16 protein-coding genes are annotated in these 13,708 nt (G+C 58.1%); 6 read left to right on the forward strand and 10 right to left on the reverse strand.

The features are described 5' to 3' along the window. Window positions 1–25: 25 nt before the first annotated feature. From PMYSY11_RS13015 to PMYSY11_RS13030, 4 genes are all read right to left on the reverse strand, one after another. Window positions 26–526: a universal stress protein gene (locus PMYSY11_RS13015; RefSeq protein ID WP_069898687.1), complete on the reverse strand. Its 501-nt coding sequence runs from the start codon at window positions 524–526 to the stop codon at window positions 26–28. Between the two features lie 137 nt (window positions 527–663). Continuing rightward, a complete protein-coding gene (locus PMYSY11_RS13020; RefSeq protein ID WP_069898689.1) occupies window positions 664–1,569 on the reverse strand; it encodes a 5'-nucleotidase in 906 nt (301 codons plus the stop codon). Between the two features lie 13 nt (window positions 1,570–1,582). Further along, entirely contained in the window at window positions 1,583–2,533 is a 951-nt protein-coding gene (locus tag PMYSY11_RS13025; RefSeq protein WP_150549440.1) for a putative 2-dehydropantoate 2-reductase, read from the reverse strand. Then, window positions 2,533–2,919: a YbbN family protein gene (locus tag PMYSY11_RS13030; RefSeq protein ID WP_150549720.1), complete on the reverse strand. Its 387-nt coding sequence runs from the start codon at window positions 2,917–2,919 to the stop codon at window positions 2,533–2,535. The genes PMYSY11_RS13025 and PMYSY11_RS13030 overlap by 1 nt, the downstream gene beginning before the upstream one ends. Here PMYSY11_RS13030 and PMYSY11_RS13035 point away from each other — a divergent pair. Together PMYSY11_RS13035 and PMYSY11_RS13040 are read left to right on the forward strand one after the other, a co-directional pair. Then, window positions 2,918–3,343 (forward strand): PilZ domain-containing protein, encoded by a 426-nt coding sequence (locus PMYSY11_RS13035; RefSeq protein ID WP_069898695.1) that lies wholly within the window; start codon window positions 2,918–2,920, stop codon window positions 3,341–3,343. The genes PMYSY11_RS13030 and PMYSY11_RS13035 overlap by 2 nt on opposite strands. A 289-nt stretch (window positions 3,344–3,632) precedes the next feature. Continuing rightward, entirely contained in the window at window positions 3,633–4,709 is a 1,077-nt protein-coding gene (locus PMYSY11_RS13040; RefSeq protein WP_069898697.1) for a 3-deoxy-7-phosphoheptulonate synthase, read from the forward strand. A 57-nt stretch (window positions 4,710–4,766) separates the two neighbouring features. On the opposite strand, the gene PMYSY11_RS13045 is transcribed toward PMYSY11_RS13040, so the two are convergent. After that, window positions 4,767–5,048, reverse strand: coding sequence for a GNAT family N-acetyltransferase (locus PMYSY11_RS13045; RefSeq protein WP_069898699.1), 282 nt, complete (start codon window positions 5,046–5,048; stop codon window positions 4,767–4,769). A gap of 320 nt (window positions 5,049–5,368) precedes the next feature. Next, window positions 5,369–6,745 carry a GntP family permease gene (locus tag PMYSY11_RS13050; RefSeq protein WP_150549441.1) on the reverse strand — a complete coding sequence of 459 codons (1,377 nt, stop codon included), beginning with the start codon at window positions 6,743–6,745 and terminating at the stop codon, window positions 5,369–5,371. A 295-nt stretch (window positions 6,746–7,040) separates the two neighbouring features. On the opposite strand from PMYSY11_RS13050, the gene oprI reads away from it, so the two are divergent. Next, the gene (gene oprI / locus PMYSY11_RS13055; protein ID WP_069898703.1) at window positions 7,041–7,292 is read left to right on the forward strand and encodes an outer membrane lipoprotei OprI; all 252 of its coding nucleotides are present in this window, start codon (window positions 7,041–7,043) and stop codon (window positions 7,290–7,292) included. Between the two features lie 155 nt (window positions 7,293–7,447). Here the strand turns inward: oprI and PMYSY11_RS13060 are convergent, their stop codons facing one another. The 3 genes from PMYSY11_RS13060 to PMYSY11_RS13070 all read right to left on the reverse strand — a co-directional run bounded on the left by PMYSY11_RS13060 (window position 7,448) and on the right by PMYSY11_RS13070 (window position 9,536). Next, the gene (locus PMYSY11_RS13060) at window positions 7,448–8,407 is read right to left on the reverse strand and encodes a L,D-transpeptidase family protein (RefSeq protein ID WP_069898705.1); all 960 of its coding nucleotides are present in this window, start codon (window positions 8,405–8,407) and stop codon (window positions 7,448–7,450) included. A gap of 75 nt (window positions 8,408–8,482) precedes the next feature. Beyond that, window positions 8,483–8,764: a hypothetical protein gene (locus tag PMYSY11_RS13065; RefSeq protein WP_069898707.1), complete on the reverse strand. Its 282-nt coding sequence runs from the start codon at window positions 8,762–8,764 to the stop codon at window positions 8,483–8,485. Window positions 8,765–8,930: 166 nt separating this feature from the next. Further along, window positions 8,931–9,536 (reverse strand): arylesterase, encoded by a 606-nt coding sequence (locus PMYSY11_RS13070; protein ID WP_170860523.1) that lies wholly within the window; start codon window positions 9,534–9,536, stop codon window positions 8,931–8,933. Between the two features lie 10 nt (window positions 9,537–9,546). Here PMYSY11_RS13070 and PMYSY11_RS13075 point away from each other — a divergent pair, with 10 nt between their 5' ends. Genes PMYSY11_RS13075 through greB form a run of 3 tightly spaced genes read left to right on the forward strand, consistent with a single transcriptional unit; the run spans window position 9,547 to window position 13,268 of the window. Continuing rightward, on the forward strand, window positions 9,547–10,230 hold the full coding sequence (locus PMYSY11_RS13075) for an ABC transporter ATP-binding protein (RefSeq protein WP_150549442.1): 684 nt from the start codon (window positions 9,547–9,549) through the stop codon (window positions 10,228–10,230). Then, window positions 10,230–12,731, forward strand: coding sequence for an ABC transporter permease (locus PMYSY11_RS13080; RefSeq protein WP_150549443.1), 2,502 nt, complete (start codon window positions 10,230–10,232; stop codon window positions 12,729–12,731). The genes PMYSY11_RS13075 and PMYSY11_RS13080 overlap by 1 nt, the downstream gene beginning before the upstream one ends. A 39-nt stretch (window positions 12,732–12,770) precedes the next feature. Further along, window positions 12,771–13,268, forward strand: a complete 498-nt coding sequence (gene greB / locus PMYSY11_RS13085; RefSeq protein WP_150549444.1) for a transcription elongation factor GreB — start codon at window positions 12,771–12,773, stop codon at window positions 13,266–13,268. 9 nt (window positions 13,269–13,277) lie between these two features. Here greB and PMYSY11_RS13090 read toward each other — a convergent pair whose 3' ends face one another. Further along, window positions 13,278–13,586, reverse strand: a complete 309-nt coding sequence (locus PMYSY11_RS13090) for a class I SAM-dependent methyltransferase (RefSeq protein WP_150549445.1) — start codon at window positions 13,584–13,586, stop codon at window positions 13,278–13,280. Between the last annotated feature and the right edge of the window lie 122 nt (window positions 13,587–13,708).

Genomic DNA, 13,708 nt, shown 5'->3' on the forward strand with positions numbered 1-13,708 from the left:
AAATTTAATTTTTATCCGCTATCGCTCAAAGATCAGGGCGACCCCGGTGTTGCAGCATGGGCACCATATACACCGGAACTTCAGATAACTGCACCAACCTCAGGGCTGTGCGCCCCATCGGAATGTCCATATCCGTGCCGTGGCTGTGACTGCCTACGACCAGCAAGTCGACGTCGAGTTTCTGCGCCTCCTCAAGAATCATCAGTGGCGGGTCGCCCTGCACAACGCGCACGCCGGTAATCAAGTCGAGATCATCGGACATCTCGCCCAACTCGTCGCGAAAACCCTCTAACACGCGCGTCTCAATGCTCGCCATAACAGTGCTCAAGCCGCTTGTGCGCAACTCCTGCATCCGCTCTTCATCAAGGTAGGTTTTCAACACCGACTCGGCAAACAAGCCGATTGGCTCGACCGCGTGCACAACATACAGCCTGGCGTTAAAACTGCGCGCCAACCCCAGTGCATGTTGCAACACATACGGGGCGTAGAGCCCTAGATCGGTGGCATATAAAATCGTTCGAACCATACGGCCTCCACTGCCAACGAACCCTTGCTCTTGAGCTTAGCAGCGCTACCAACAAGTCAACAAAAAGCCCAGCTTTTAGGACAAGTGGCTATAAGGCGATGGCAATAAAGGCCGCCAAATCCAGCCGTGGCTGCCGTTTAGAGGTGTGGCTCGTTGCTGATGCCATGCGGCACATGGCCAGTGGCTACTACTTTGCTGGCTTTCTCGCAATGCCCGGCCTGATCATCAAAGAACACATCGGCGGCAAAGGTTTCGAGAATTTTCGATTTCTCCAATCCGCCTAGGAAGAACGATTCGTCAAGGCGGATGTTCCAGTCGCGCAAGGTTCTGATAACGCGTTCGTGAGCCGGCGCAGAACGCGCGGTCACCAGCGCAGTGCGGATCGGGCAACTCTCCTCCGGAAACTCCTGCTGCAGCAGGTGCAGCGCCGCCAGAAACGGCTTGAACGGGCCACCGGGTAGCAGCTCTCTGGCGGAGTTGCGTTCGTGGGTCTGGAATGCCTCCAGCCCGGCCTCCTGAAACACCCGCTCCGAGGCATCCGAGAACAGCACCGCATCGCCATCAAATGCAATCCGCAGTTCATTGCTGGCGGCCCGTCGCGGCCCACCGGACAAAATCGTCGCGGCGCCGAAACCGGCCCGCAAGGCACTGCGCACATCTTCAGCATGGGTGGACAAGAACAGGTGGCAACCAAAGGCCGCCAGATACGGGTCCGGGCTGCGGCCGCCGACAAATGCGGCGCGGGAAATGCCCAGCCCATAATGCTGGATCGAGTTGAACGCACGCAGGCCTGTGTCAGCGCTGTTGCGCGAGACCAGAATCACCTCGACCCGTGGCTGACCCAGCGCCTTGTTCAGCCCCAGCAGCTTTTCGACCAAAGGAAAGGCGTCGCCCGGCAGAAGAATTTCGTCTTCGTGGGCGATCTGGTATTGGCGGTACGCCTCAACGCCTTCGCTTTCGTAAACGCGATGGCTTTCATTGAGGTCAAATAATGCCCGCGAGGAAATTGCCAGCACCAGTTTGTCGCTCATTACCTTGGCCATTACCACCTCGTTATCAATTGTTGCGCTGCTCGAGAAACCGCAAAGCCTGATACAGCGCTTCGACTTTGGGCATGCTCACGCCCGCCGCTTTGGCCGCCGCCAGTGGCACCTGATACAAGGCTGGCAGCTCTGCCGGACGGCGATGGGCGAAGTCATGGTACATGCTAGGCAAATACTCGGGCATGCGCGCAGTCGCGCCCAACAATTTGCCGACAATGCCTTCTGGCAGCTGATGGCCACAGGCAGCTGCAGTGTCGACCACTTCCTGCATCATTGCAGCGACCAGTGCGTGGCTGTCCGGGTTGGCCATCATGGCTTGGGTGTCGGCATTGAGCAGCACCGACAAACCGTTGTAGGGCACGTTCCAGGCCAGCTTTTGCCAGCGCGCCTGCTCCAGATTGGCCATTGGCGCGCTGTCGATACCGGCAGCTTTGAACAATCCGACGCCCTGCTCAAGAATCGCCTGACGCTGCGCCGCATCAGCAGGCCCGGAGTGGTAACCGAGATTGATTGCGCCTAACGCCTGATGCTCAACCACGCCCGGCGCCGATCGCGCCACGCAGATGTAGCAAAGCCCGCCCAACAGGTGCAGCGTGTCCGGCAGCAGCGGACGCAGGGCCTCTTCGACGCCCAAGCCGTTTTGCAGCAATATCACCTTGCAATCCGGCCCGGCGAGCTGGCTGATAATTGGGGCCAGTTCCCCATTACTGGTGGTTTTAGCCCCCACCAGCAACCAGTCGCACACCGGCATGTTTTCAACTGAGCGGTAAGCCTGCACAGGCGCCAGCGTCATCGGGCCATGTACCTGGCTATTGATTTGCAGGCCGTTCTGCTCGACAGCGGCGTATTCACTGCGCAGTAAAAAGTGCACATCGAAGCCCGCTTTCGCCAGCATTACGCCATAAAAACCGCCAATTGCGCCGGTACCGACAATGCCAATACGCGGTTTTGTGTTGCTCGACATCAGGGAAGCTCCTCAGCCGGACGGCTTAATGCGCCGTCCACGGCGTTCGTTAATTCGTGAAGATTCAAACGCGCCTGCACGGCGCCGTAAAAGTCGCCATCGCGCACAACAAACAGCGCGGGCAAGTGAAATACCTCATAGCGCTGCACCAGCCCCGCATTGTCAGCCGCATCGATCCACGCCAGCCGATCAACAGGTAACGCCATGTGCGGTAAATGAGCGCGCGCATATCGGCAACTGGCACAACCTATGCTGGTAAATAGCACGAGGGAGATGCCAGGCAAAGCCAGCAATTGCTGATCGGCATCAAAATCTGTGAGTTCAAGCTCCGGCAAAATTGGACCCTTGATTCGCTTGCAGTCGATACATGTGGAGTGTTCCCGAATGCGGAGTTTTTTGCGCCATCCAAGCAGTATTCCTGTCGAGTTGCGTCTATGCAGGCAACCCGCACCGCCTCGCCAGCGCCTGCACAATATAAGTCTTGGCGGGATCGCCTGTAACTCCCCGCGTGCATTTCGCCGTGGCGCGGCCGTTGAATTGCGCATTCGTCTGCTCGGAGACGATGTGTTCTGCGCGGGTGTTGTCGCGTGGTGCCAGCAACAAGGCGCTGAATATCTGGTCGGGGTCGCTTTTACAGATCAAGACACCCTGTTTCGCGCACGCATGGTGGAGCAGGTCTGCCAGATTGAGCACTACCGCCTGCAGCGCGAACAGGAACTCGGCGTGCCTCTGTGCTGCGAAAGTATCGCGGCTGAGTGGGTTGCCGAACACGCCGCCCAGTTTGGGCAGCCCGGCCAGCAGCAATTGTGACGTTTTGCGGCACAGCATCCACCACCAAAACGCCTTATTCAGCCGACGATAGCCGCTCAAAACGACTGCAGAATCAGGCCAAAGCGGCCAATTTTTTACGATCAACCCTGTGCATCGTCAAATTCCGCGCCATTAGCCGGATTAATCGCCCCTGAACCCATTGTCTCCCGCGCCTGTTACGCGCTAAGGTTCTGGTTCCCCGCTGTGCCCAAATTGCTGTGCTCCGCCACACGGGGAACGCTGGCGGCCGGCACCCGTGACCTGATGACTCTGACTGATGAGAAGCACGATGGCTGATTTACCAATTGATGACCTTAACGTTGCCTCCAACGAGACGCTCATCACCCCCGAACAACTCAAGCAGGAAATCCCCCTGACGGCAGCAGCGCTGAAAACCGTCTCTGAGGGCCGCGAAGTTGTTCGCAATATTCTGGATGGCAAAGATCACCGTCTGTTTGTGGTGGTGGGTCCCTGCTCTATTCACGATATCAAAGCGGCTCATGATTACGCCGAACGCCTCAAGGCGCTGGCAGCTGAAGTAAGCGATACGCTGTATCTGGTTATGCGCGTTTATTTTGAAAAGCCGCGCACCACCGTTGGCTGGAAAGGCCTGATCAACGACCCGTATCTGGATGACTCGTTCAAGATTCAGGATGGCTTGCACATTGGCCGTACCCTGCTGCGCGATCTGGCAGAAATGGGCCTGCCAACCGCGACCGAAGCACTCGACCCGATCTCCCCGCAGTACTTGCAGGACCTGATCAGCTGGTCGGCAATCGGCGCGCGTACCACCGAATCGCAAACTCACCGCGAGATGGCCTCGGGTCTGTCCTCGGCGGTCGGTTTCAAGAACGGCACCGACGGCGGCCTGACCGTGGCTATCAACGCCCTGCAGTCAGTCTCCAGCCCGCACCGTTTCCTCGGCATCAACCAACAAGGCGGCGTGTCTATCGTCACCACCAAAGGCAACGCCTATGGTCACGTGGTCCTGCGCGGTGGCAACGGCAAGCCTAACTACGACTCAGTCAGCGTTGCTGTTTGCGAGCAAGAGCTGACTAAAGCCGGCATTCGCCCGAATGTGATGGTTGACTGCAGCCACGCCAACTCCAACAAGGACCCGGCCCTGCAGCCACTGGTCATGGACAACGTTGCCAACCAGATTGTTGAAGGCAATCAGTCAATTGTCGGCCTCATGGTGGAAAGCCACATTGGTTGGGGCAGCCAGTCGATCCCTAAAGATCTCGACCAGCTCAAGTACGGTGTTTCGATCACCGATGCCTGTATCGACTGGGACACAACGGCCAAGACGCTGCGTGACATGCGTACTAAGCTCAAAGACGTGCTGCCCAAGCGTGACCGCGCCTGAGTTTTCAGCACCTACAAAAACGCCGGGCATTGCCCGGCGTTTTTGTAGGTAAACCAATCAGCTTTCGGCGTTGTCGCGCTGACGGCGCTCCATGTAGCGCTCTACATACGAGCACGACGGAATCACCGAGTAACCCATGCGATCAGCATACTGCAGCGCATGCTCAGTTAACGCCGCAGCAATACCGCGCCCGCGCAAAGAGTTGGGCACAAATGTGCGGTAGATATCCAGCGTTTGCTTACCCAAGTCCATATAGGCCAAATAAGCACGATCACCGTCCACTGTGGTCTCAAACTGGTGACCTGCCTGGTCATGGAGAATGGATAACGCCTCGCTCATTGTTACTCCTCTGGCGGACTGATACTGCATCCGCGTCGATCTAATTATTTGGGCGACGACTGCTCGGTAAGACGCAATGTTCTGCCAGGGTTTGCTCGGATCAACCGGCACGTGTGCGTCTGAACAGGCAATACTGATTGCCAAATACGCTAAGTCGGAAGCAGCGCATCTGCGCTGCCAACTCCGCTGATAAACACAGCGTTTCTGCATTTATCTGGCGGGGTAATTATTGGCAATATATTCGCGCTTTCTGGCGCTGCCGTCAAAAATCACCCCGAGCTTATCACCAGCCTCCCTAACAACCAAATAGAATCAATAACTTAGACAATGCTAAGAACGGCAATGCAACTCAGCACCGCCACCACCGGAATGCACACAGTCACCACAAACATATCCTTGTAAGCCTGTTTGTGGGTGAGCCCCATGATCATCAACATGGCGATCACGGCGCCGCAATGCGGCAGCGAGTCAAAGCCGCCCGATGCAATATTGGCGATCCGGTGCAAAACCTCAGGCTCAATTCCCATGTCCAGGTATTTGGGCGCCAGCGTCTGCATGAAGATTTGCAACCCGCCCGACGATGAACCGACGATGGCGGACACCACGCTCACCGACGTGAACACGGAGAGCAAAGCTGGCATGTCGACCTCAAGAATCCAGTTGGCGAACTGCGAAAAGCCAGCGGTATGGGTCACCACACCGCCAAAGCCGATAACCGCTGCGGTGTTCAGCAGCGGCATGATCGCATCGTCAGCGCCCTGCCCCAAAGTAGCCAGAGTGTTACGGCGCAGGCCCGGAAACAAGGCGATAGCAACCAGCGTGGCGACAATCAAAGCAAGGCTCGGCCAGAGAATCGGTTGGCGTTGACTAAAGTTCAGTACCTGCGCGAAAGCGCCGGACCCTGCCGGATCAATACCGGCCAGCAAGAACAGGCGCGGCAACACGATAATCCCCAATACCAGCGCAATCGGCACCAGCGCCAGCCCCCAATGCGGGCCACTGCCGGAGGTGTTGGCCAACTGCTCCATGCGCTCATCCTGCGCATTGGCCTCAAAGCCTTCCCCGCGCGCTTTGGCCAGGCGCCACTCGCGCTGCACATAGGCCATGCCCAGAACGATCATCAGCGCACTGGCGAAAAGACCAATCCAGGCGCCTGCAAACAGGTCGGTGCCCAATGCTGTCGCGGCAATGACGTTATGAATCGAAGGAGTGCCGGGTAAGGCCGTCATGGTGAATGTACCCGCCCCAAGCGCTGTAGCCGCACAAAACAGACGCTTCGGCAGGTCAGCTTCGCGCATCATGCTCACGCCCAGTGGATACATGGTGAAGATCACCACAAACACCACCACGCCACCGTAAGTTAGCAAGGCGCATACCAGCATCGCCACCCAGAGCGTGCGCTCAACGCCAAGCTTGCGCGTGATGATCATGGCAATGCTGTTAGCCGCCTGGCTTACGGCCATCACTTTGCCAAAGATGGCGCCACAGACGAATAGTAGAAAGAACTTACCGGCGAAGGTGAATGCACCCAGCGGCCCGAAGGGGAAAAACTCGAGCAGGGCCTGCGGCACAAGCAAGTTGTTGGTCAGCGCAACGACAATCGAGCAAAGTACAACCGCGATGAAAATATTGACCCCACGCAGGGCCATGAACATCAGTAAGACCAAGCCTGCAAGCAAGCCAAAATTCCCTAACATACTGCTCTCCAATTCAATCTTATTGTTATCTAGCGCGGACTCTTCCGAAGAAAAATCGAACAGCTGTTTTATATCAACAAAGCGCCCCTAACGCGACAGGCCAACGGCCTTTGATTACTTTTCATCCACTTTGTTCGGTAAAGATGAAATTTTCCCTGGAAGTGAAAAAAATAGTGCTCTGACTTGCGTCTTCTCCGTTTACTTACTACAAGTTATGGGTAGTATGTACGCGGCTATTTTCCCGCTACTGGGAATATGCTCTTATGGAAAAACTCGCTCTCTTAAGGGGAACACGATGAACAACGTTCTGAAATTCTCTGCTCTGGCTTTGGCCGCAGTATTGGCTACCGGTTGCAGCAGCATGTCCAAAGAAACTGAAGCACGTCTGACCGCAACTGAAGACGCCGCTGCTCGTGCACAAGCCCGTGCTGACGAAGCCTATCGCAAGGCTGACGAAGCTATGGCAGCTGCTCAGAAGGCTCAGCAAACTGCTGACGAAGCCAATGAGCGCGCTCTGCGTATGCTGGACAAAGCCAGCCGCAAGTAATAACCCCCGGGTTATTAAAGAAAGCCGACCCAGTTTATGGGTCGGCTTTTTTATTGCCTGGCGTTTAAGCGTAAAACAGCGGGCGGGGTTAATAGCCGTGTAATAAAAAACCCGCAGGCTGTTGAGCACTACGGGTTTTGTTTACGCCGCTTTACTTAATAAGCGCCGAGTTGCTCTGCTTGCGGGGCTACGCTCTGTTCAGCGATTTCGATGGGCAGGCCATCCTGCGCTGCAACCACTTCACGCACCACATCCCAATCCAGATGCAGGCCACTCAACTCATCGCTCTTGAGCAGGGCATTGATAACGGCCGTGTGCTTGTCAACGATCGAAGTATTGCCGCTGTCATCCAGCGGCTCGTGCGCCTCTAAGTAGATCTTGCCGTTACTGCGGCCGAACTTGTAGGGCTCATTAATGATGCGCACCGAAGTACCGACTTTGGTCATCGCCGCCAATTCCAGGACATTGTTATTGAACATGCGGAAACAGCCGTGGCTGACGCGCATACCAATACCAAACTTCTTATTGGAGCCATGAATCAGATAACCCGGTACAGACAAACGCATTTTGTACGGGCCCAATGGATTGTCCGGGCCTGGCGGCACGACCGTTGGCAGTGGATCGCCATCGGCAGCGTGCTCTTCGCGAATCGACTTGGGCGGATACCAGGCCGGATTGGCGATCTTGTCAGTAATACGCGCGTTGGCCACGGGTGAGCCCCAGCCTTCACGACCAATGCCCAGCGGGTAGGTGTAAACCTTGTTCTGGCCCTTGGGGAAGTAGTACAGGCGGTACTCAGCCAGATTGATCACGATCCCTTCACGCGGGCCTGGCGGCAGAATGAAGCGCGTCGGCAGGATAACCTCTGAACCCTCACCCGGCAGCCAGGCATCGATGCCCGGGTTGGCCGCCAGCATTTCCGAATAACCGAGGTCGTTGGCGGTGCCGAGGTCAGCGAAGGTGTCTTCGTACTTTGCCTTGACCACCCGCACTTCGCCGATGATGTCGTCACCAGCTGGCGGCAGAGGAAACTCGAGGGCAAAGGCAGAACCAGCCGCCAGACACAGCGAGGCAACTGAGAGGCAACGGGCGACGGCATGCATGCGCGACAACATCCGGAAATCCTTGATTAAAGAATGGTTGGGAGAAAGCATTTAAGTGTACACCTGCGCCGATACCGCTGGAGAATTTCAGACCTCTGGCCAGCCGAGTCGTTCACCCCTGCGCTGGGCCTCGAGCACCTCGCGACAAGCGACGCAGAGGCGCTTGTCACGCAGCGTCGGCTTGTCAACGGGCTTCCAAAGCGGTTGCGCCGGCAGAAAGCCGCCGCACAGAGTCCGGTCGGCCACGCTACCCAGCTCAATCTGGCGAGCTGCCAGGTGCACGCGCACTTCACGGCAGGCGAACAGGTCTAGCTGCTCGTCAGGCTCGATCAAATGGTAAGCGTGCAAAGACCAAGAATGGCGCGACATCAAGGGCTCCTGAATGGGCGCGCAACATTAGCCGAAAGACGGGTGACAGAAAAGCCCATTTTCAGTGTCTTTCACTGCCATCGAGCGTATTTTTTGCGCATTGATTGTGCAGCACCCGTATCAACGAGCCAGCGCCCACAGGAATCCAGTGCACGCAATCCTCGGCTCAGAGCAGTGGCTTAAGCTGCGGCCAGACATTTTCGAGCAGTATTGATTGCGCCTCGGCGGCCGGATGAATGCCATCCGCCTGCATCAGGCGCGGCACGCCGCCCACCCCTTCAAGCAAAAACGGCACCAGCGCCACTTGCTGTTCACGGGCCAAGTCGCTAAACACATTGGCGAAAGCCGTCGTGTAGCGCTTGCCGTAATTAGGGGGCAACTGCATGCCCAGCAGCAGCACTTCGGCGCCGGCCTGCTTCGACTGCTCAATCATCGAAGAAAGATTTTGTTGCATTTGCACGGGGGCTAAACCGCGCAGGCCGTCATTGCCGCCCAGTTCCACCACAACCACTTTAGGCTTATGTTCCTGAAGCAGCGTAGGCAGCCTCGAAGCCCCACCAGCCGTGGTATCGCCGCTGATTGAGGCGTTCACCACGTGCTCGGAAAACCCCTCGGCAGCCATCCGCTCCTGCAGCAAAGCAACCCAACCCTGACGGGTATCCAGCCCGAAAGCGGCACTGATACTATCTCCAACCACCAGCACCGTACTGGCCGCGGCGGTTTGCCCCCAAAGCAACATGATCAGGGCGAAGCCGATTAACCTTTTCTGCATTGGATTCTCCATGAGCTCACACATTCTCAGCGCGCGAAACCTTAGCAAAGTGGTGCCCAGCGCTGAAGGCCAGTTAACCATACTTGACGATTTATCACTGCAACTTGCTGCGGGCGACAGCCTGGCAATTGTCGGCAGTTCCGGCTCGGGAAAATCCACCCTGCTCGGCCTGTTGGCCGGCCTAGACTTACCCAGCAGCGGCTCGATTGATCTGGCCGGGCATGATCTCGCCAGCCTCGATGAAGACCAGCGCGCCCGCGTCCGGGCTGAACATGTGGGGTTTGTGTTTCAGTCATTCCAACTGCTCGACAGCCTCAATGCGCTCGAAAACGTGATGCTGCCACTCGAACTTGAAGGCCGAGCCGATGCGCGCCAGCAAGCCGCCGAGCTGCTTGACCGGGTCGGCCTGGGCCAGCGCCTCAGTCATTACCCCCGCCAACTCTCCGGTGGTGAACAGCAGCGCGTCGCAATTGCCCGCGCATTTGCGGCGCAACCGGATGTGCTGTTCGCCGACGAACCCACAGGCAACCTCGACAGCCACACGGGTGCGCATATCAGCGACCTGTTGTTCGAGCTGAACAAGGAACGTGGCGCGACACTGGTGCTGGTCACCCACGACGAACATCTGGCGCAACGCTGCAACCGCCTGATTCGCCTCGAAGGGGGCCAGTTGGTTGGCCAACAGGCCTACTGATGACAAACTTGCCGCTGCTGCGCCTGTTCAAACTTGCCTTACGCCAATTACTTCGCGAAGCACGCGCCGGAGAAATCCGCGTGCTGTTCTTTGCCCTGCTGGTGGCAGTGGCCGCGAGTACCGCGATTGGCTACTTCAGTGCGCGCCTGAACAGCGGCATGCAATTGCGCGCCAGTGAATTCCTCGCCGCCGACTTGCGCTTGAGTGCCAGCACGCAGGCCAGCCCTGAACAAATCGAGGCAGGTCTGGCGCTCGGTCTTAACCACGCCAGCAGCGTAGAATTTTCCAGCGTTATCGCCACCGATACCGGCATCCAGCTGGCCAGCGTCAAGGCAGTCAATGAAGCCTACCCATTAAGAGGCCGGCTAAAGAGCGCGGCGCAACCTTACGCGCAAGAACAAGTATCTGCCGGGCCAAAGCCTGGCGAGGCATGGGCCGAGGCGCGCCTGTTTGCCGCGCTCAATCTCAAAGCAGGCGACAGCATCGATGTCGGCAACAAGACCCTGCGCCTGAGCCGCGTGCTGACCTACGAGCCAGATCGCGGCGGTGACTTTTACAGCCTAACGCCGCGCGTGCTGATCAATCTTGCTGACCTGGACGCTACTGGCGTGGTGCAGCCGGGCAGTCGGGTTAAATACTTTGAATTATGGAGCGGCGAGAGTGACGCTCTGGCGCAGTACAAGACGGCATTACAACCGACACTGGCAGCCAACCAACGCATCCAGGGCGCCCGCGACAGTAATCGGCAGATCGGCGGTGCATTGGGGCGCGCTGAACGCTATTTGAACCTCAGCAGTCTGGCCGCTGTGCTGTTGTCCGGGGTTGCTGTCGCCCTATCCGCCACACGTTTTGCCGCGCGGCGCTTTGATGCCAGCGCCCTGCTGCGCTGTTTCGGCCTGTCGCGCCGGCAAGCGCTGACGCTCTACAGCATCCAACTGGGTTTGCTGGGACTCAGCGCCTGCCTGTGCGGCGCACTCGTCGGCTGGCTCGCCCAGTACGGTTTGTTCTTCCTACTCGACGGCCTGCTGCCAGGTGAAATCCCCGCTGCGGGCGTTTGGCCTGCACTGGCGGGAATCGCAACAGGTCTTGTCGCCCTTGCAGGCTTTGCCCTGCCGCCACTTGCCGCCCTGGGCCGAGTCCCTCCGCTGCGCGTATTACGGCGCGACATGCTGCCCGTGCCGGCAAGCTCCTGGCTGGTCTACGGCGCTGCGCTGTTGGCGCTTGGCCTGATCATGTGGCGCCTGAGCCTGGATTTACCGCTGACGCTGGCGCTGCTTGGCGGCGGCCTGCTAACAGCATGTCTACTGGGCGGATTGCTGCTTTTAGCCCTGCGCAGCTTGCGCCGGATCATGGCGCAGGCCTCATTGCCGTGGCGCCTTGGTTTGGGCCAACTGCTGCGCCACCCGATCGCCGCTGCCGGGCAATCGTTGGCATTCGGCTTGATCATTCTGGCGATGGCACTGATTGCCTTGCTGCGTATTGAGTTGCTGAGCACCTGGCAAGACCAACTGCCAGCTGACGCGCCCAATCAGTTTGCGCTGAATATCGTACCGGCCGAGAAAGAAGCGTTTGCCCAACAGTTGCAAGCCATATCACCGCACGCAGCCCCGCTCTATCCCGTTGTTCCAGGCCGTTTGACTGCGATCAATGGCCAAGCCGTACGCCAACTCGTGAGCAAGGACAGCCGTGGCGAGCGGGCGACCCAGCGTGATCTGAGCCTGACCTGGGCGGCGGATCTGCCGGGTGACAACCAGTTGGTTGCCGGCAGTTGGTGGAGCCAGGAGAAGCGCGAAATACCCGGCGTCTCGGTCGAAGAGAAGCTCGCCGAAAACCTTGAACTGAAGATTGGCGACACCCTGACGTTCAATGTCGGCGGGCTAAACCGTGAAGCGCGCGTAACCAGTTTGCGCAGCGTGGACTGGAACAACTTCCAGCCGAACTTCTACATGATCTTCGAGCCAGGCACGTTGCAGGACATGCCAGTGACCTACCTCACCAGCTTCTACCTGCCAGCGGGCAACGACAAGCAGCTGGTCGAATTATCCCGCGCCTTCCCGGCGGTGACCTTGCTCGGAGTCGATGCCTTGCTGAGCCAACTGCGCAGCATTCTGGCGCAGGTGACACTGGCCATCGAGTTTGTCTTGGCGTTTGTGTTGGCCGCCGGTTTTGCCGTGCTGTTCGCCGGTTTGCAAACCACCCTCGATGAACGCATTCGCCAAGGCGCGCTGCTGCGTGCTCTCGGCGCTGAACGAAAGATAGTGATCAATGCCCGCCGCGCGGAGTTCGCCATGCTGGGCGCCACCAGTGGTGTGCTGGCCGCACTTGGCTGTGAGTTGATCAGCTACCTGCTTTACCGCTACGCCTTCAACCTTGAGTGGTCGCCCCATCCCTGGCTGCTGATTCTGCCGGTGATCGGCGCATTGGCAGTCGGTGCGGCCGGTATTTGGGGCACCCGCAAAGCCCTCAACAGCAGCCCGCTCACAGTATTGCGTGAGGGCTGATACTATCGTCGCCATCTTCCACTGTGCAGTTTTTCCAGCATGAGCCGCTATCGCCCTCCCCGCACTGCAGGCACCGCCTTGATCACCCCGCAAGGCGAGGCCCGCCTGCGCGCCGAGCTGCATGAACTGTGGCATGTGCGTCGCCCGCAAATTACTCAGTCGGTTAGCGAAGCCGCAGCACAAGGCGATCGTTCGGAGAATGCCGAGTACACCTACGGCAAGAAAATGCTGCGTGAAATCGACAGCCGCGTGCGTTTTCTGACCAAACGCCTCGAAAGCCTGAAAGTGGTCGACGCCAAGCCGAGTGATCCGGACAAAGTGTATTTTGGCGCGTGGGTGACGCTTGAAGATGATGGCGGCAATGAATCACGCTACCGCATCGTCGGCCCTGATGAGCTGGACTTGAAACTCAATCTGATCAGCATCGACTCCCCTTTGGCCCGCGCCCTGATCGGCAAGTCACTCGACGCCGAGGTCTGCGTACAGACCCCGACTGGCGAGAAGAACTGGTACATCATCGCCATTGAGTATCCCTGATCCGCGCAATCAGTTGCGGGTTATCAGGCCCTGCTTGGCGACTCGCACCAGTTGCTTCACCGCATCTTCCAGCTCGCTGGCAGCAGGCGCCTGCAGCACCGCCATATCGAAGCTGTTGTTGGCGAATTTCGCCAGGCCCTGGGCATTTTCAGCAAAGTGAATCAGAAACGTTCGCGAACCACCCCAGCGCGCTGGCCAGCCATCGAGATGGCGTAACAAGCCGGGCTGATTATTGCCTGCGAGGAGAATTTTCGGAGTGGGGAGTGACCGATCAGAGGTGACCGGGGTGCAACGTTCCAGCGTTTGGGGACAGTTCATGCTCGACTCTTCGCCTCAGAGATTCCGCTGGGCAGCGGTGGGAGGCGACACCGAACCAGCGCTTTAGCGGTATTTCGGAGTCTCGGCTGAGCGCTCCTCAGGGAGTCGATAAATCGATGGTC

The organism is Pseudomonas marincola (assembly GCF_900682675.2).
Classification (GTDB): Bacteria; Pseudomonadota; Gammaproteobacteria; order Pseudomonadales; family Pseudomonadaceae; genus Aquipseudomonas; species Aquipseudomonas marincola.

Bases quoted from the DNA above. Each gene is read 5' to 3' on its own strand.
- PMYSY11_RS13015 (WP_069898687.1), bottom strand. From the start codon at position 526: ATGGTTCGAACGATTTTATATGCCACCGATCTAGGGCTCTACGCCCCG.
- PMYSY11_RS13020 (WP_069898689.1), bottom strand. From the start codon at position 1,569: ATGGCCAAGGTAATGAGCGACAAACTGGTGCTGGCAATTTCCTCGCGG.
- PMYSY11_RS13025 (WP_150549440.1), bottom strand. From the start codon at position 2,533: ATGTCGAGCAACACAAAACCGCGTATTGGCATTGTCGGTACCGGCGCA.
- PMYSY11_RS13035 (WP_069898695.1), top strand. From the start codon at position 2,918: ATGCGGAGTTTTTTGCGCCATCCAAGCAGTATTCCTGTCGAGTTGCGT.
- PMYSY11_RS13040 (WP_069898697.1), top strand. From the start codon at position 3,633: ATGGCTGATTTACCAATTGATGACCTTAACGTTGCCTCCAACGAGACG.
- PMYSY11_RS13045 (WP_069898699.1), bottom strand. From the start codon at position 5,048: ATGAGCGAGGCGTTATCCATTCTCCATGACCAGGCAGGTCACCAGTTT.
- PMYSY11_RS13050 (WP_150549441.1), bottom strand. From the start codon at position 6,745: ATGTTAGGGAATTTTGGCTTGCTTGCAGGCTTGGTCTTACTGATGTTC.
- oprI (WP_069898703.1), top strand. From the start codon at position 7,041: ATGAACAACGTTCTGAAATTCTCTGCTCTGGCTTTGGCCGCAGTATTG.
- PMYSY11_RS13060 (WP_069898705.1), bottom strand. From the start codon at position 8,407: ATGTTGTCGCGCATGCATGCCGTCGCCCGTTGCCTCTCAGTTGCCTCG.
- PMYSY11_RS13065 (WP_069898707.1), bottom strand. From the start codon at position 8,764: ATGTCGCGCCATTCTTGGTCTTTGCACGCTTACCATTTGATCGAGCCT.
- PMYSY11_RS13070 (WP_170860523.1), bottom strand. From the start codon at position 9,536: ATGCAGAAAAGGTTAATCGGCTTCGCCCTGATCATGTTGCTTTGGGGG.
- PMYSY11_RS13075 (WP_150549442.1), top strand. From the start codon at position 9,547: ATGAGCTCACACATTCTCAGCGCGCGAAACCTTAGCAAAGTGGTGCCC.
- PMYSY11_RS13080 (WP_150549443.1), top strand. From the start codon at position 10,230: ATGACAAACTTGCCGCTGCTGCGCCTGTTCAAACTTGCCTTACGCCAA.
- greB (WP_150549444.1), top strand. From the start codon at position 12,771: ATGAGCCGCTATCGCCCTCCCCGCACTGCAGGCACCGCCTTGATCACC.
- PMYSY11_RS13090 (WP_150549445.1), bottom strand. From the start codon at position 13,586: ATGAACTGTCCCCAAACGCTGGAACGTTGCACCCCGGTCACCTCTGAT.